Consider the following 15612-nt stretch of genomic DNA (forward strand, 5'->3'; position numbering starts at 1 on the left):
CCTGTGGCGATGGCATGCCTGCCAAGGATGCTGTGCCCCCATGAATGACGTTTCCACCTCTTCCCCGCCCCGCCGTGCCGTGCGCGGGCTGCTGGCCGTGGTCGCCCTGCTGGCCGTGGCCGCTGCGGCCTGGCTCGGCTATCGCAGCTGGCAGGCCCGTCTGGCGCAGACCGACCAGAGCCGGGCAGCGGCCGCCCTCCAGCTCAGCGCGCTGGCGCAGAGCGTGGACGCCCTGCGTCGCGACCAGCGCGCCAATGCCCGCAGCATCCAGGACGCGGCCGCGACCAACCGGGTGTTGCGCGACGAAGTGCTGGGCCTGGGCCAGCGCAACGCGCTGCTGGAGGAAAACCTCGCCCGTCTGGCCGACCGTTCGCGCCAGGGAGTCCAGGCCGTGCGCCGCGAGGAGGCCGAGCTGCTGCTCAGCCAGGCCCAGCAACGGCTGATCTATGCCGGCGATCTGGACGGGGCGCGACGCCTGTATGGCCTGGCGGCCGGGGTGCTGGAAAGCATCGACAGTCCGGACTACCTCAACCTGCGCCAGGCGCTGATCCAGGAGCGCAACGCGCTCGACGCACTGGGCCCGGGCGTGCGTGCGCAGGCGGCCGAACAGCTGACGCAATGGGCCAATGCCCTGGAAACCCTGCCCGAACAACTGCCGCAGGCCATCGGCACCACCCGGCCGTGGTGGCAGCAGCTGCTCTCACCGCTGGTGCAGATCCGCCCGGCCGACAGCCAGGTGCTGATCGCCCGCTCCGAGCGGGTCAGCGCCAATGATTCCCTGCAGATCGAACTGAGCCTGGCCCGGGCCGCGCTCGAACGTGGCGACACGCCGGCCTGGGCGGCGGCGCTGGGGCGGATGGACACCTGGCTGCAACGGCTGTGGCCAGACTCGCCGCAACGCCAGGCCCTGCGCACGCGGCTGCAGGCCCTGCGTGCGCTGGATCTGCGCCCGGCCCTGCCCGAACTGGGCAGCACCCTGCAGCAACTGCGCAGCCAGCACGCCCCCAAGGAGACACCATGAAAGCGTTCCGTTCACTGCTGGTCGTCCTGCTGGTCGCGGCCCTGGGCATTCTGGGCGCGCAGTGGCTGGGGCAGGAATCGCAGCGCGACCTGGGCGAGGTCATCGTCCGCGCCGGCGGCAACGACTACATCGCCACGCTGCCACAGGCCGCACTGGCCGGGCTGATCGCGCTGCTGCTGCTGTGGCTGTTGGGCACGCTGCTCAGCGCGCCGTTCCGTGCCTGGGGCCGTTACCGACGCCGGCAAGGCCGGGCACGGTTGCTCGATGGCCTGCACGCGCTGGACGCCGGCCACTGGCAGCGCGCGGAAAAACTGCTGCAAAGCGCCGCCACCGAGCAGCAGGTACGCCCAATCGCGCTGGTCGCGGCGATGCGGGCGGCCGAGGCGCGCGCCGACAGCGCCAGTGCCGGCCAACACCTGCAGCAGCTGGCAACTGCCGAACCGGCTCTGCATGCCCTGCACAGTGCCGAGCGCTGGCTGCAGCAGGACAAGCCGCTGGAGGCGATCAACGCCCTGGACCTGCCCGCGATCCAGCCGCTGCCGCCGCGCGGGCTGTGGTTGCGCACCGAGGCGCTGGCCCGCGCCGGCCGCGCCGAGGAGGCCTTCGGCCAGCTGGGCGCGCTGCGCCAGACCCAGGTGATGCCGGCCGAATCATTGGCCGCGCTGGAAACCGCGCTGGCATTGCAGATGCTCGATGAAGCGGCCGACGTCAACGCGCTGGCCGCCCGCTGGGACGCGCTGCCCAAGACTGTGCGCGTCTCGCCGCAGGCGGTGGCCCATTACGCCCGCCGCGCGGTCGCGCTGGACTGGGAGGAGGTGGCCATGCGGGTGGTCGAGCAGACCCTGGACAGCCAGTGGGATGAAGCGCTGGTCACGCTCTATGCCGAGCTGCCGGTGGACCGGTTCGACGCGCGGCGCGCCAACGCGCAGCGCTGGCTGCAGACCCACCCCTCCAGCCCGGCCCTGCTGCTGGCGCTGGCCCGCTTTGCCCGCGCACAGGCGCAGTGGCCGCAGGCCGAGCAGTTCCTGCACCGGGCCATCGCCCAGGGCGCGGGTCCGGAAGGCTGGGAAGCACTCGGCGAAGGCTTTGCCGAACAGGGCGACGACGCGCTGGCCCGGCACTGCCTGCTCAATGCGTTGCGCCAGCGTCGTGGCCAGATCCCGCTGCCGCTCAATCGCCGTGACCTGCGCCAGCAGATCCAGGACCAGGCGGTGGCCGAGGAACGCGATGTGCACGGTTTCCCGCGGCTGCCGGGTTGAATCCGTAGAATCCGCCCCCCGTCTCTGCCAGCAGTCCCCATGAACATACCTGCCGATATCCACGCCCGCGTCGTGGAACTGACCGACGCCATCCTCCACGCCGGCCAGTCCGGCGATGCCGAGGCCGCAGAAGCGGCGTACCGCGCACTGGCCGACTACGGCCACGCCGTGGCTGCCGAGGGCCGCGACCATCCGTTCCTGTGGGAGACGCTGGCCGATTTCACCGGCGATGACCGCCTGGCCATCGCCCTGTACCTGCGCGCCCTGCCGCTGGCCACCGCCGCCGACGCGTGCGGGTATGCCGCATCGATCTGCCTGGCGCTGGCCGAACGCCACGTCAATCTGGACGAACCCGAGGCCGCCCGCGATTACGCGCGGCAGGCCGACGGCTTCGCCGGCCGCACCGATGACCTGCCGCTGCGCCGCGATATCCGCCAGTTCCTGCTCGATCACGCATCCCCGGCCGATCGGCACTGAGGCAACGCTCCCGAGCACGCGACACGTACCCGCAAACCTCTACCGTGCAGCGGCCGCAACGCTCATTCATGCCGGTACGGACAGGATGGCGGCCGCACCCGCAAAACAGGGCGAGACACCGCGGTAGACCGCCCGTTCCGGGGTGATCCGCCGGGGCTTGAGGATGCGTATTCCGATCAGGCCCCAGAACCGCCTCACCAACGAGGCGAGGATATCCAGCAGCACCGGTGGGCCGCTCTCCAGCACGAAACCGCCGTGCAGCGACAGCCACGCCATCAGGATGTACCGCCGGCGCTGGCCCTGGTGCGCAGCGCACAGCCCGACCTGGGGCGGGTCGCTTGCGCACGAACAGCGCACCCATGGGATGGACCAACCTCTGCACCAGGATCAACCAGGTACCCCCATGGCGAATGCCAGCAGACGCCGCGCTTGCGGTATTCGGCCGCGGGCGCATCACATCTCATGCAGAAACGCGCCGTACGTGGCCTGCGCCCGCGTACGGCGCGAACGCATCCATTGCAGGACGCCCTCTTCGCCCCGAGGCGGATTGATCAGGGCGCAGGCACGCCCGGCTTGAGCGCTCAGCGATCCCCTTCGCCGGCGGCAGCATCGGCCGCGGCATCACGCGCCGCTTCGGCGGCCGCGTCGGCCGCCATTGCAGCGGTGTCCGCCGTCGTTCCGGCCGGAGATGCGGCGGTATCGGCCGCCGATGCCGCGTCGTCCGGGAAACCGGGTTGCGCGCCGGCCGCGGCAGCTGCCGGCGCATCGGCATCCACCGCCATCGTCGCCCGGCTGTCGCCCGCTTCGATGAGCTGCAGCTGCTGGGCGATCTCGGCGGCGAACTGCCTGGCCACCCGCTCGCGGTCCTGACCTGCCACCAGTGGGGCCACCTGCGGCTGCAGGCGTATGAACCGCGCCCGCGCCGGTTCGAACCGCGACAGCCGCCGCTCCCATTCGCCCAGCAGCATCTGGCAATACAGCCACTGGCCATCGCGCACGGCCCTGTCATCCGGACATTGCCGGGCGAACGCGGCCGCGGCGGCCGCCACGTAGCGCGGGTACTGCGCCGGCGAGGCCTGCCAGCTGGCCCGCTGCAACGCGCCGGCCTGCTCGGCGGCCGGCGCATCGATCACCTGCAGCAGCTGCGCCAGCCGCCAGTAGCTGGTCTCCGTGCCACGCAGGCGCTGGTAGTCGTCGCTTTGCACATACGCGCCCAGCGCCTTCCGCTCGGCCTGGCTGTACGCCTCGCGGAACAGCAGAAAGCCATTGCCCGGGCACTCCACCAGCGGCCACGGCGACTGGATGGCGCCATAGGCGCGCCCATCCAGGAAATGGCCGAACGCCGTGCCCGAGCCCATGGTGCTGGCGCTGAAGCGCTCGCCCCCCACCGGGCAGACGTAATCCACCGTCATGAAGGTCATTGCCGCCGCCGGCGCCGCCAGCGTCGCCAACAGCACGCCCAGACCGATCGTGATGCGCTTCATACCCCGTCCCCCGTGTCCGCTGAAGCGGCGACGATAGCAGTCAGCCAGGGGATCGCGGCAGGGTCCAGGACCGGTGCGGCGGGCTCCGCTGCCAGCGCCCGTCAGCGGCCGCGCGCCAAAATCCCCGGCGCAGTTCCAGCGGTGCCCGCTCCGGTCGCCGCCGCAGGACACGACATGGAAGTCGGCACCAGGGCCGTGCCCCGCCGCGGCGCCTGGAATGGGATCGGTCCGGAGCGCACCGCCGGCAACGGCCCACGGATCGATGCGCAGCAACCGCCACCATCCACCCGTCGATACAGCGGTCAGGGAGCGGATGGGTATCGGCCATGTCGCCGGCGCAGCAGCGGCGCGGCGGTTTCCCGTGCGATCAGAAGCCCGCCCACCTCCGTGTGGACACGCTCCGGCAGATCAGCGCTCGACGATCGCCACCACACCCATGCCGCCGGCGGTGCAGATCGACACCAGCGCGCGGCCACCGCCGCGTTCGGCCAGCTGCTTGGCGGCCGTGGCGATCACCCGCGCGCCGGTGGCGGCGAACGGATGGCCGGTGGCCAGCGAGGAACCCAGCGGGTTGATCTTGGCCGGATCGATCTTGCCCAGCGCCGCGTCCAGGCCCAGCCGGTTGCGGCAGTAGTCCTCGCTCTCCCACGCCCGCAGCGTGCACAGCACCTGGGCGGCGAAGGCCTCGTGGATCTCGTAGAGATCGAAATCCTGCAGGGTCAGGCCGTTGCGCTTGAGCATTTCCGGCACGGCGATGGTCGGTGCCATCAGCAGGCCCTCGCCATGGACGAAATCCACCGCCGCCACCTGCGAGTCACGCAGGTACGCCAGCGGCTCGTGGCCGTGCGCGCGCGCCCAGTCCTCGCTGGCCAGCAGCACCGCCGAGGCGCCATCGGTGAGCGGCGTGGAGTTGGCGGCGGTCAGGGTGCCGCGGCCGGAGGTCTTGTCGAAGGCCGGCTTCAACGTCGACAGCTTCTCCAGCGAGGTGTCCGGACGCAGGATGTTGTCGCGCTCCACGCCGCGGAACGGCGCGATCAGGTCGTTGAAGAAACCGCGCTCATAGGCGGCGGCCAGCTTCCTGTGCGAGGCCACCGCCCATTCGTCCTGCGAATCGCGCGAGATGTTCCACTCCTTGGCCATGTCCTCGCAGTGCTCGCCCATGCTCTTGCCGGTACGCGGCTCGGCCACGCCGGGGAACTCGGGCTTGAGCTCGGAGAACTTGAAGCCCGCCGTCAGCGCGCGGAACTTGTCGCCGGTGCTCTTGGCGCGATTGGCCGCCAGCAGCCGCGCGCGCAGCTTCTTGCCATAGACGATCGGCACATCCGAGGTGGTATCCGAACCGCCGCCGATGCCCGAGTCGATCTGGCCCAGTGCGATCTTGTTGGCCACGGTGATGATCGTATCCAGCGAAGTGCCGCAGGCGCGCTGCAGGGTGATGCCCGGCGTCAGCGGCGACAGCCCGGACGACAGTGCCGCCTCGCGTCCCAGATTCCAGTCGCCGGGATGCTTGATCACCGCGCCCATCGCCACTTCGCCCAGCTGTTGCCCATGCAGGCCGAAGCGCTCCACCAGCGCACCGAGCGTGCGCACCGACATGCCCAGGTTGCCAACGTCCGAATAGGCGGTGTTCTGGCGGCAGAACGGAATGCGGACACCACCGAGAATGGCGACGGGACGAGCGCTGGGCATGCGGATACCTGACATGGGGAGGGTGTGCGACGTGGCCTGCACGCGATAGCAGGCATAATGGCGTTGAGTGTAGCTTCGAGCCAGTGACGGGCCAACCGCAAACCATGAGCAATTCCCACCCTGACATGAATGCGCTGGGCGTCGTAGCGCTGGAACTGGCCGGCGGCCAACAACCCACGCGCGCCGCCCTGGGCTCGGTTCAAGCCGGCGAACTGGCCGCACTGATCGGCCGCGATCTGGCCAAGCTGGTGCCGCAGGCCAGTGCGCTGGATCTGGTGTTTGCCGCCGCGCATTTCGATCCGGCCGAAGTGCTGCGTCCGGGTTGGCCGATCCACCGGCGACTGGAAGAACTGCAGCTGCGTGCGCCCGGTCGCAACCAGGGCCCGCGTCTGCTGGCGTTCGGCGCCGATGCCAACGGCGAGATTCCGCTGCCGTTGCAGGCCGATCCGGCACTGACCGGCGGCGGCCTGCGGGTACTGCCCTTTGTGTTGACCGGCACCGATACCGCCACGCTGCACGACTGCCGCCAGACACTGGAAGAAGTGCTGCTGGCCAACGGCATGGCCCAGCCCGATACCGCGCTGCTGGCGCAGAACGCCTTTGGCGCGCAGATCGAGCACGCGCGCTATTTCACCGTCAACGATCTGGCCGCGATGATGGCCATGCAGTACGACAACCAGGGGCTGGGCGATCTGTGGCCGCTGCTGGAAACGGCGATGTTCGCGCCGGGCGAAGAGCACTGGCTGGAAGCCGGACCCGAGCCGCTGCTGCGCTATGTCGGCGGCGAGGTGCGCATGGCGCTGTTCGATCCGGCCGGCTGGTGCGCGCACTACGCGCACGACAACCGCGATGGCGAGCGCCTGCAGCGGATCTACGAGCAGTACCTGATGCGCCAGCGGCAGATGGCCGCGGTGCTCGAAGCCCATGGGGTCGACGTGCTGTACGTGCATGTGCACGCCGGCCAGGATGCCAGGGCGCTGCTGGCGCACTGAGTCACCAGCGCGCTGCCGCAGGGAAAAACGCCGGCAAATGCCGGCGTTTTCCATTCCATGCAGAGCCGCTTACCGCGCGGCGGTGATCACCGCGCAGGCCAGCCGGGCGCCGGCGTTGCCGGTGGGCTGGGTCTGGTAGTCGTCCGCATCGGCGTGGACGATCAGACCACGGCCGATGATGTCGAACGCATCGCCCTTGCCGGCATTGACGTTGCTCGCCACCGGGCCGTCGATGTGGGCATTGCCCTGCGCATCGGCGCTGATGTTGGGCATGTCGCCGCCGTGATGGGCGACCGCATCAACACTGCCATGCTCGCTGCTGCCGGGATTGAAGTGGCCACCGGCGCTGCTACCGTCCGGCGCACTGCAATCGCCCTTCTCGTGGATATGGAAGCCATGCTGGCTGTCGGGCTTCAAGCCGCTGATGTCGCCGCTGGCGCGCAGCTTGCCGTCCACCAGCAGGAAGTGGATGGTGCCTTTGACCGAGCTGCCCTGGGTCGGCTGCAGCTCGGCAATGGCAAGCGGGCTGCCCATCGCCGGCGGCGCGGCCGGATCGGCGGCGGCCGGTGTGGAGGCGGTATCGGCCGGGGCTGCCGCGGGTTCGGCGGCAGGCTTGCAGGCGCTCAGCGCCAGGGCACTGGCCAGAAACAAAGTGCTGTGGATCAGACGCATGGTGCTACTCCCTTGCTGGGCTGGGTAAAGAAAGACGGATACAGGGCGCTCAACGCACCACACGGATCACCGCGCAGGCCACCCGCGCACCGGCATTGCCGGCCGGCTGGCTGCGGTAATCGTCGGCGCCGGCGTGCACGATGAGCGCGCGACCGGCGATGTCATTGGCCGCACCGCCGCCGAGGGTGACCCCGCGCAGGTGCACATCCACCTGCGCCACGCCCTCGGCATTGGCCTGCAGGTTGTCCATATCGCCGGCGTGGTGCGCACCGGCACCGGCGCGGCCGTGCGGCTGCGACAGCGGATTGAAATGGGGCCCGGCGCTGCTGGCATCCACCGCGCTGCAATCGCCTTTTTCATGCACGTGGAAGGCGGCCGGCTGGCTGCGCGGCAGGCTGCCAATGGTGCCGGTGATGTGCACGCCGCCGGCTTCAGGCACCAGTACCAGCCGCCCGCTGACCAGGCTGGCCGAGGCCGGCGCCAGGTTGGCCTCGGCCAGCTGCGCGGTGCTGACCGCCGCCACCGGCGCCGGCGCGGCCGGTTTGACCGGGGCGCTGGAACCGCAGGCACCGAGCGCGAGCGCAGTGGCCGTCGCCAGCAAGGGAAGAATCAGACGCATCGATAACTCCTGTCAGTAACGGATCCGGCCGCCGGCGCTCAACTCTCGCCGAAGCGGCCCGGTCCCAGTTTGCGGGTGATGGTGTTACGGCCCAGTCCCAGCCGGGTGGCGGCATCGCCGCGATGCCCGTCGGTGAACGTCAACGCCACCTCCAGCAGCACCGCGTCCAGCCGCGCGCGCGCCTCGGCGTGCAGGCCGCTGGCGCCTTCGGCCAGCCGCTGCTGCGCCCACACCGCCAGGGCGCGATCCCAGTGCTCGGGCACGGCCACCGCAGGATGGCGCGGTCCGCGACCGCCACGGGCCAGCGCCGCCTGTACATCCTCGGCCGATACGGTATCGGCCGCGGCCAGCGCGGCCAGGCGCCAGCACACATTCTCCAGCTCGCGCACGTTGCCCGGCCAGGCGTAGCCGCGCAGCGCCGTGATCGCCGGCGCCGACAGGCGCTTGACCGGCATTTCCAGGCGGCGCGCGGCATTGGCCAGGAAGGTCTCGGCCAGTTGCGGCACATCATCGACGCGCTCGCGCAACGGCGGCAGCCACAGCCGCACCATGTCCAGCCGGTGCAACAGATCGGCGCGGAACCGGCCCTGCTCGACCAGGGCCTCCAGATCCTGGTGGGTGGCGGCCACCACCCGCACATCCACGCGGATCAGCTCGCGGCCACCGACGCGGAAGAACTCGCCTTCGGCCAGCACCCGCAGCAGGCGGGTCTGCAACGGCAGCGGCATGTCGCCGATTTCATCCAGGAACAAGGTGCCGCTGTTGGCCTGTTCGAAGCGGCCGATATGGCGCTTGGTCGCGCCGGTGAAGGCCCCGGCCTCGTGGCCGAACAGTTCGCTTTCCAGCAGCTCGGCGGGAATGGCGGCGGTGTTGAGCGCGACGAAGGGACCCTTGGCACGTGGCGATTCGCGGTGCAGCGCGTTGGCCACCAGCTCCTTGCCGGTGCCGGTCTCGCCATTGATCAGCACCGACAGCGGCGCCTGCGCCAGCCGGCCGATACTGCGGAACAGCGCGCGCATCGCCGGGCTGTCGCCGATCAGCTGCGGCGGCCCCTCCTCCCGGGCGAGCGGTACGACGGGGACCGGCAGCGCGTCGCGCTCCGGCAAGGCGCGCCGCGCCAGCTCGACCGCGTCATCCAGATCGAACGGTTTGGACAGGAATTCATGGGCCCCCCCGCGGAACGCGCCCGCGGTGCTGGCCACATCGGTGTAGGCCGACATCACGATCACCGGCAGCTGCGGGTGCGCGGCCTTGAGCTTTTCCAGCAGTACCAGGCCGTCATCGCCGGGCATGCGCACATCGGTGAACAGCAGGTCGGGCACCGGCCGCAGCGCCAGCGCCGCCAGCGCGGCCGCGGCACTGTCGAACCCTTCCACGCCGTAGCCGGCGTCGCGCAGGGCGGTGGTCAGGACGAAGCGCACCGAGCGGTCGTCGTCGACCACCCAGATGGTGGCGCCCTGCGCGATTGGATCAGACATCGCTCATCTCCATTTCCGCGGGGGCTTCTTCGGCAAGCGGCAGGGGCAGCAGCACGGTGAACACGGTGCGGCCGGGACGCGAGCGGTAGCTCAGCGTGCCACGGTGTTCGCGCGCCACCTGCTGGGCCAGCGCCAGGCCCAGCCCGGTGCCCTCGGCACGGCCGCTGACCAGCGGCAGGAACAGGTGTTCGGTCAGCTCCTCGGGCACGCCACGGCCGTCATCGGCCACTTCCAGGCGCAGCGCCAACGGGTGGGGCTGCTCGGCGATGCGCAGGCCGTGCTCGACCCGGGTACGCACGGTGACCGTGGTGGCACCGGACTGCATCGCGTTGCGCACCAGGTTGAGCAGCGCCTGGGTCAGCCGGTCGGCATCGCCGGGGAATTCGGGAATGCTGGGATCGTAGTCGCGCAGCAGCCGCACCGACCAGCCGGCCTCGTTCTCGGCCAGGCGCAGTACCCGCTCCAGCGCGGCGTGGATGTTCAGCGGCGCATGCGGGCGCTGCGGTGCCGGCGAGAGCAGCTGTTCGAGCAGGGTGTTCAGGCGCTCGATCTCCGTGCCGATCAGGTCGATCAGCTCGCTTTCCTCGGCATCGCGCCCATGCGCGCGCCGGGCCAGCAATTGCGCCGCCCCTTTCAGGCCGGCCAGCGGATTGCGCAGTTCGTGCGCCAGCCCCTTGAGCGCGGCGCTGAACGCGCCCGGCAGCAGCTGCGCCGGATCGGCCCCCTGGAACTCGTCCACCGGATGCGCCTCCAGCAGCCAGCCCCCCGCATCGATCACGCTCAGCCAGCCATCGGCAAAGCGCGGCGCCTCGCCGGGCAGCGCCAGCGCCAGCCTGGGCAGCCGGGTGGTCTCGCTGCCGGCGGTAGTCAGCCGCACCGCCAGCGCCTCACCCTGGGTTTCCAGCGAGACCAGCGGCTGGCCGAGCAGGCGCCGGACGCTGACCCCGAGCCAGCGGCAGAACGCCGGATTGGCCCCCTGGATGCGCCCGTCCGCGCCACTCCACACCAGCGGCGTGGCCATCAGTTCCGGCGACGGGGTGAACTCGGCTGCGGTCATTGCACCAATATAGTGCAAAGCGACCGCGGCACGGCTTGTGCACCACCGGCGAAGCGCGCCGCCGGGCGCCTTCGGCATCCGCCGGGCCGCACCGATGCGCCCGCGCAGGCCACGTCGGTGCGGGCGCCTGTACCCCCTCCCCCGGCAGGGAGAGGGGCTGTGCTGCACCTCAGACCTCGTAGGCCGATTCGCCATGGGTGGTGACGTCCAACCCGGTGCGTTCGGCATCCTCGCTGACCCGCAGACCGACCAGCGCGCGCACCACCAGCAGGATCACCGCGGTGACCACGGCCGACCACAGCACGGTGAAGCCGACACTGACCACCTGCACCCACACCTGGTGGGCGATATCCAGATCGGCCTTGGTGCCGCCCAGCGACTGCGCGCTGAACACACCGGTGAGGAGGGCGCCGACGATGCCGCCCACGCCGTGCACGCCGAACACGTCGGCGGTGTCATCGGCCTTCAGCAGCCGCTTCAAACCGGTAACACCCCAGACGCAGATGATGCCGGTGACAAAACCAATCACGATGGCACCCATTGGACCCACGCTGCCGCAGGCCGGGGTTACCCCGACCAGGCCGGCCACCGCGCCCGAGGCCGCCCCCAGTGCCGAGGGATGGCCCTTGGTGACGGCTTCCACCAGCGTCCAGCCCAACACCGCGGCCGCCGTCGCCAGCACCGTATTGATGAAGGCCAGCGCCGCCACAGTATCGGCGGCGGCCGCCGAGCCGGCGTTGAAACCGAACCAGCCCACCCACAGCAGCATCGCACCGATCCAGGTCAGCGGCAGGTTGTGCGGCTTCAGCGCGGTCTGGCCATAGCCGATGCGCTTGCCGACGAACCACGCCGCCACCAGGCCGGCGACACCGGCGTTGATGTGCACCACGGTGCCACCGGCAAAATCGATCGCACCCATCTCACCGAGATAGCCGCCGCCCCAGACGATGTGCGCCATCGGGATGTAGCTGAAGGTGAACCACAACGCCGAGAACAGCAGCACCGCGCGGAACCTGATGCGCTCGGCGAAGGCACCGACGATCAGCGCGGTGGTGATGCCGGCGAAGGTCGACTGGAAGGCGACGAACAGGAAGTCCGGCAGGCCGGCGATCGGCGTGTTGCCCACCGAGTCCGGGGTGAAGCCTTTGAGAAAGGCGAACTGGGTGAACGAACCGAAGAACGCATTGCCGGCGCTGAACACCGCACTGTAGCCATAGGCCACCCACAGCAGCAGCACCAGCGAGAACACCACCAGCACCTGGCTGAGCACCGACAGCACGTTCTTGGCGCGCACCAGACCGCCGTAGAACAGCGCCAGGCCGGGCACCACCATCATCAGTACCAGCAAGGTGGCGGTGAGCATCCACGCCACATCGCCCTTGTCGAAGCCGGGCACTGCATCTGCCACCGCGGCTGCCGGGACTGGGGCGGCATCCACCGCGAGGGCATGTACTTCCGCTGCCGCCAGCGGCTGCGGTTGTGCTGGCTGTGCCCAGGCGCTGCTGGAGAACATGCCCAGCATCGCCGCGCTGAGCAGGAAAGACAGGCACAGGCCTCCGAGCCGGGCGTTCAACCCGGTGAAAAATTCCGTTCGCATTGTCGACTCCGGTTGTGGGGGTGGAACCTGCCAGCGACCTCTTGTCACCTGGCGGTCGCTGCCGCCGGAGGACAGGTCGGGAGCGGGTTCTTCTTACAGCGCGTCGGCGCCTGTTTCGCCGGTGCGGATCCGCACCACCTGCTCAAGCGCGGTAACGAAGATCTTGCCGTCACCGATCTTGCCGGTACCGGCCGCCCCCTGCAGGGCTTCGATCACTGCCTCGACATTGTCGTCGGTGACGGCGGTTTCGATGCGGATCTTGGGCAGGAAATCGACGACGTACTCGGCACCACGGTACAGCTCGGTGTGGCCCTTCTGCCGGCCAAACCCCTTGACCTCGGTGACGGTGATGCCGGAAACGCCAGCGGCGCCGAGGGCCTCACGCACGTCGTCGAGCTTGAACGGCCGGATGATCGCGGAGATCAGTTTCATGCGCATGTCCCGATGTGGAGGAGACCGGCCTGCGGCTGCGGGCCGGGATCGTGTCTTGCAGCGGCCGCGGTAGGGCCACTGCCTGTTGCGCCGAACGCTGCGAGACTTCGGCGGTGACGACCGGCGTTGCCCGTCGACCACCACCTCCCCACGGGCAGAGTCCTCACCCATGTCGCGCGCGGCGTGCGTTGCGCCTGCGGATGCGTTGACGGCGGTTGCAGCGCCCCTGCGCTCCCCGGGCGGCAAAGGCGGCGGCGATGGCGAAAATGGGAGGGGGAAGGTCTTCGCCATCGCCACCTGACAACAGCGGCAAACGGTATCCGGTGATGCCGGCGGCCAGCGCCCTGCGTGGGCCGCCGTTACTTCAGACGGTCCTCAGCTGGCGTAGTACAGCTGGTATTCCAGCGGATGGGTGGCGGCGCGGAACGCGGTCACTTCCTTCATCTTCAGCGCGATGTAGGCATCGATGAAGTCGTCGCTCATCACGCCACCGGCCTTGAGGAACTCGCGGTCCTTGTCCAGCGCTTCCAGCGCCTGGTCCAGCGAGGAGCAGACCTGCGGGATCAGCTTCTCTTCTTCCGGCGGCAGGTCGTACAGATCCTTGTCGCTCGGCGCGCCCGGGTCGATCTGGTTCCGGATGCCGTCCAGGCCGGCCATCATCAACGCGGTGAAGGTCAGGTAGCCGGACTGGATCGGATCGGGGAAGCGCATCTCGATGCGGCGTGCCTTCGGATTGGACACCCACGGAATGCGGCACGAGGCCGAACGGTTGCGCGCCGAATAGGCCAGCATCACCGGTGCCTCGAAGCCCGGCACCAGCCGCTTGTAGCTGTTGGTGCCGGCGTTGGTGAAGGCGTTGATGGCGCGGGCGTGCTTGAAGATGCCGCCGATGTACCACAGCGCCATCTGGCTCAGGCCGCCGTAACCGTCCCCGGAGAACAGGTTGGTGCCGCCCTTGGCCAGCGACTGGTGCACGTGCATGCCGCTGCCGTTGTCGCCGACCAGCGGCTTGGGCATGAAGGTGACGGTCTTGCCGTTGCGGTGCGCCACGTTCTTTATCACGTGCTTCATGCGCTGCAGTTCATCGGCCTTGGTCACCAGGGTGTTGAACTTGGCGCCGATCTCGCACTGGCCGGCATTGGCCACTTCGTGGTGGTGCACTTCCACTTCGATGCCGACCTTTTCCAGCACCTTGCACATCTCGGCGCGGATATCGTGCAGCGAATCGGTCGGCGGCACCGGGAAGTAGCCGCCCTTCACGGTCGGGCGGTAGCCGGTGTTGGTGCCGTCATAGCTCTTGCCGGTGTTCCAGGCGCCTTCCTCGGAGTTGATCTTGAAGAAGGTGTGGCCCATGTCGTTGGCGAACTGGACCGAGTCGAAGATGAAGAATTCCGGTTCCGGACCGAAGAAGGCCAGATCGGCGATGCCCGAGGACTTCAGGTAGGCCTCGGCGCGCTTGGCGATGCCGCGCGGGCAGCGGCCGTAGCCCTGCATGGTGGCCGGGTCGAGCACGTCGCAGATCAGCACCAGGGTCGGATCGGCGTAGAACGGGTCCACGTAGGCGCTGTCAGCGTCCGGCAGCAGCACCATGTCCGATTCGGCGATGCCCTTCCAGCCGGCGATCGAGCTGCCATCGAACATCTTGCCTTCCTCGAACAGCGACGGCTCGATGATCGACACCGGGAAGGTCAGGTGCTGCTCGATGCCACGCATGTCGACAAAACGCAGGTCGATGAACTCGATCTGGTTGTCCTTGATCAGCTTCTCAACGTTTTCCAGGGACATCGGGTGCAACCTCGGATGGATGATGTACGGGTACCTAAGCAGCTTGCGTGCCAACTTTCAAACCATCGCAAGCGTTTGTTTTTATTGGATACAGCCGCCTTCCCGCGCCAGGCACTTGCACCAAGATAGTGCAAACCGCAGCTGAAGCACCAAACTGGTGCAACCACGGGCATGCACTATGCTGTCGGCGCCTTTTTCACACACTCTTTTCATGTCCGACCTGCTCTCCGCCCTGTTGCTGGGCATCCTCGAAGGCCTCACCGAATTCCTCCCCATCTCCAGTACCGGCCACCTGCTGATCTCCCAGCACTGGCTCGGTGCCCGTTCGGACTTCTTCAACATCGTCATCCAGGCCGGCGCGATTCTCGCGGTGACCCTGGCCTTCCGCGAGCGGCTGTGGACCTTGGCCAACGGCTTGGACCAGCGTGAGAACCGCGACTACGTGATGAAGCTGGGCGTGGCCTTCCTGGTCACCGCGCTGGTCGGGCTGCCGGTGCGGCTGGCTGGCTGGCAGCTGCCTGAAACCGTCACCCCCATCGCGTGGGCGGTGCTGATCGGCGGGGTCTGGATGCTGGTGGCCGAGCGCCTGGCGTCACGCCTGCCCGACAGCGAGACGGTGACCTGGAAAGTCGCCATCGCCGTGGGCCTGGCCCAGGTGGTCGCCGGTGTGTTTCCCGGCACCTCGCGCTCGGCGGCGGCCATTTTCCTGGCCATGCTGCTGGGCCTGACGCGTCGTGCAGCCGCGGCCGAATTCGTGTTCCTGGTCGGCATTCCCACCATGTTCGCCGCCAGTGGCTACGCGTTCATGGAACTTGCCAGGGATGGAGCGCTCGGCAGCGAGAACTGGGGCGAGGTGGGCGTGGCCTTCGCCGCCGCGGTGGTCACCGGTTTCATCGTGGTGAAGTGGTTGCTGGATTACATCAAGCGCCGTCCCTTCACGGGCTTTGCGCTATACCGCATCGCACTGGGCATCGGCCTGCTGCTGTTTTTGCCTACTGGAAACTGAATAGGCAAAACGTCCGCAACCCCGCCAGGTACGCCTGCCCGTTT

The 15612-nt window shown here is 69.0% G+C and carries 15 protein-coding genes; 5 read left to right on the top strand and 10 right to left on the bottom strand.

From position 1 onward, the window contains the following. Window positions 1-40: 40 nt before the first annotated feature. The 3 genes from ACVOMH_RS14495 to ACVOMH_RS14505 are packed head-to-tail and all read left to right on the top strand — an operon-like array spanning window position 41 to window position 2757. Window positions 41-1021 (top strand): uroporphyrinogen-III C-methyltransferase, encoded by a 981-nt coding sequence (locus ACVOMH_RS14495; RefSeq protein ID WP_481552417.1) that lies wholly within the window; start codon window positions 41-43, stop codon window positions 1019-1021. Then, the gene (locus tag ACVOMH_RS14500) at window positions 1018-2280 is read left to right on the top strand and encodes a heme biosynthesis HemY N-terminal domain-containing protein (protein ID WP_481524140.1); all 1263 of its coding nucleotides are present in this window, start codon (window positions 1018-1020) and stop codon (window positions 2278-2280) included. The genes ACVOMH_RS14495 and ACVOMH_RS14500 overlap by 4 nt, the downstream gene beginning before the upstream one ends. Window positions 2281-2319: 39 nt before the next feature. Next, entirely contained in the window at window positions 2320-2757 is a 438-nt protein-coding gene (locus tag ACVOMH_RS14505; RefSeq protein WP_481524141.1) for a hypothetical protein, read from the top strand. A gap of 66 nt (window positions 2758-2823) precedes the next feature. Here ACVOMH_RS14505 and ACVOMH_RS14510 read toward each other — a convergent pair whose 3' ends face one another. The 3 genes from ACVOMH_RS14510 to ACVOMH_RS14520 all read right to left on the bottom strand — a co-directional run bounded on the left by ACVOMH_RS14510 (window position 2824) and on the right by ACVOMH_RS14520 (window position 5945). Further along, a complete protein-coding gene (locus tag ACVOMH_RS14510) occupies window positions 2824-3033 on the bottom strand; it encodes a hypothetical protein (protein WP_054661041.1) in 210 nt (69 codons plus the stop codon). 305 nt (window positions 3034-3338) lie between these two features. Further along, window positions 3339-4241 carry a hypothetical protein gene (locus ACVOMH_RS14515; protein WP_481552418.1) on the bottom strand — a complete coding sequence of 301 codons (903 nt, stop codon included), beginning with the start codon at window positions 4239-4241 and terminating at the stop codon, window positions 3339-3341. A 408-nt stretch (window positions 4242-4649) separates the two neighbouring features. Beyond that, window positions 4650-5945 carry an acetyl-CoA C-acetyltransferase gene (locus tag ACVOMH_RS14520; protein WP_481552419.1) on the bottom strand — a complete coding sequence of 432 codons (1296 nt, stop codon included), beginning with the start codon at window positions 5943-5945 and terminating at the stop codon, window positions 4650-4652. Window positions 5946-6034: 89 nt separating this feature from the next. Between ACVOMH_RS14520 and ACVOMH_RS14525 the strand changes: the two genes are divergently transcribed. Continuing rightward, a complete protein-coding gene (locus ACVOMH_RS14525; protein ID WP_481552420.1) occupies window positions 6035-6922 on the top strand; it encodes a hypothetical protein in 888 nt (295 codons plus the stop codon). Between the two features lie 69 nt (window positions 6923-6991). On the opposite strand, the gene ACVOMH_RS14530 is transcribed toward ACVOMH_RS14525, so the two are convergent. From ACVOMH_RS14530 to glnA, 7 genes are all read right to left on the bottom strand, one after another. Then, on the bottom strand, window positions 6992-7594 hold the full coding sequence (locus ACVOMH_RS14530) for a superoxide dismutase family protein (protein WP_481524145.1): 603 nt from the start codon (window positions 7592-7594) through the stop codon (window positions 6992-6994). Window positions 7595-7643: 49 nt separating this feature from the next. Further along, on the bottom strand, window positions 7644-8213 hold the full coding sequence (locus ACVOMH_RS14535) for a superoxide dismutase family protein (protein ID WP_057505947.1): 570 nt from the start codon (window positions 8211-8213) through the stop codon (window positions 7644-7646). 38 nt (window positions 8214-8251) lie between these two features. After that, complete coding sequence (gene ntrC, locus ACVOMH_RS14540) at window positions 8252-9691, bottom strand: nitrogen regulation protein NR(I) (RefSeq protein ID WP_481552421.1); 1440 nt, start codon at window positions 9689-9691, stop codon at window positions 8252-8254. Next, on the bottom strand, window positions 9684-10748 hold the full coding sequence (locus ACVOMH_RS14545; protein ID WP_481524147.1) for a two-component system sensor histidine kinase NtrB: 1065 nt from the start codon (window positions 10746-10748) through the stop codon (window positions 9684-9686). The genes ntrC and ACVOMH_RS14545 overlap by 8 nt, the downstream gene beginning before the upstream one ends. Before the next feature lie 169 nt (window positions 10749-10917). Continuing rightward, window positions 10918-12345 carry an ammonium transporter gene (locus ACVOMH_RS14550; RefSeq protein WP_481552422.1) on the bottom strand — a complete coding sequence of 476 codons (1428 nt, stop codon included), beginning with the start codon at window positions 12343-12345 and terminating at the stop codon, window positions 10918-10920. Window positions 12346-12438: 93 nt separating this feature from the next. Beyond that, window positions 12439-12777 carry a P-II family nitrogen regulator gene (locus ACVOMH_RS14555; RefSeq protein ID WP_054659584.1) on the bottom strand — a complete coding sequence of 113 codons (339 nt, stop codon included), beginning with the start codon at window positions 12775-12777 and terminating at the stop codon, window positions 12439-12441. Between the two features lie 375 nt (window positions 12778-13152). After that, on the bottom strand, window positions 13153-14562 hold the full coding sequence (glnA, locus tag ACVOMH_RS14560; protein ID WP_481524149.1) for a type I glutamate--ammonia ligase: 1410 nt from the start codon (window positions 14560-14562) through the stop codon (window positions 13153-13155). A 211-nt stretch (window positions 14563-14773) separates the two neighbouring features. On the opposite strand from glnA, the gene ACVOMH_RS14565 reads away from it, so the two are divergent. Beyond that, window positions 14774-15568, top strand: a complete 795-nt coding sequence (locus ACVOMH_RS14565; protein ID WP_481552423.1) for an undecaprenyl-diphosphate phosphatase — start codon at window positions 14774-14776, stop codon at window positions 15566-15568. Window positions 15569-15612 lie beyond the last annotated feature (44 nt).

The sequence above is a fragment of the Stenotrophomonas sp. STEN013 genome, from assembly GCF_056760355.1.

Coding starts and splice junctions, on each gene's coding strand:
- glnA (WP_481524149.1), bottom strand. CDS start 14,562: ATGTCCCTGGAAAACGTTGAGAAGCTGATCAAGGACAACCAGATCGAG.
- ACVOMH_RS14520 (WP_481552419.1), bottom strand. CDS start 5,945: ATGTCAGGTATCCGCATGCCCAGCGCTCGTCCCGTCGCCATTCTCGGT.
- ACVOMH_RS14530 (WP_481524145.1), bottom strand. CDS start 7,594: ATGCGTCTGATCCACAGCACTTTGTTTCTGGCCAGTGCCCTGGCGCTG.
- ACVOMH_RS14525 (WP_481552420.1), top strand. CDS start 6,035: ATGAGCAATTCCCACCCTGACATGAATGCGCTGGGCGTCGTAGCGCTG.
- ACVOMH_RS14495 (WP_481552417.1), top strand. CDS start 41: ATGAATGACGTTTCCACCTCTTCCCCGCCCCGCCGTGCCGTGCGCGGG.
- ACVOMH_RS14550 (WP_481552422.1), bottom strand. CDS start 12,345: ATGCGAACGGAATTTTTCACCGGGTTGAACGCCCGGCTCGGAGGCCTG.
- ACVOMH_RS14500 (WP_481524140.1), top strand. CDS start 1,018: ATGAAAGCGTTCCGTTCACTGCTGGTCGTCCTGCTGGTCGCGGCCCTG.
- ACVOMH_RS14515 (WP_481552418.1), bottom strand. CDS start 4,241: ATGAAGCGCATCACGATCGGTCTGGGCGTGCTGTTGGCGACGCTGGCG.
- ACVOMH_RS14535 (WP_057505947.1), bottom strand. CDS start 8,213: ATGCGTCTGATTCTTCCCTTGCTGGCGACGGCCACTGCGCTCGCGCTC.
- ACVOMH_RS14545 (WP_481524147.1), bottom strand. CDS start 10,748: ATGACCGCAGCCGAGTTCACCCCGTCGCCGGAACTGATGGCCACGCCG.
- ACVOMH_RS14510 (WP_054661041.1), bottom strand. CDS start 3,033: ATGGCGTGGCTGTCGCTGCACGGCGGTTTCGTGCTGGAGAGCGGCCCA.
- ACVOMH_RS14565 (WP_481552423.1), top strand. CDS start 14,774: ATGTCCGACCTGCTCTCCGCCCTGTTGCTGGGCATCCTCGAAGGCCTC.
- ACVOMH_RS14555 (WP_054659584.1), bottom strand. CDS start 12,777: ATGAAACTGATCTCCGCGATCATCCGGCCGTTCAAGCTCGACGACGTG.
- ACVOMH_RS14505 (WP_481524141.1), top strand. CDS start 2,320: ATGAACATACCTGCCGATATCCACGCCCGCGTCGTGGAACTGACCGAC.
- ntrC (WP_481552421.1), bottom strand. CDS start 9,691: ATGTCTGATCCAATCGCGCAGGGCGCCACCATCTGGGTGGTCGACGAC.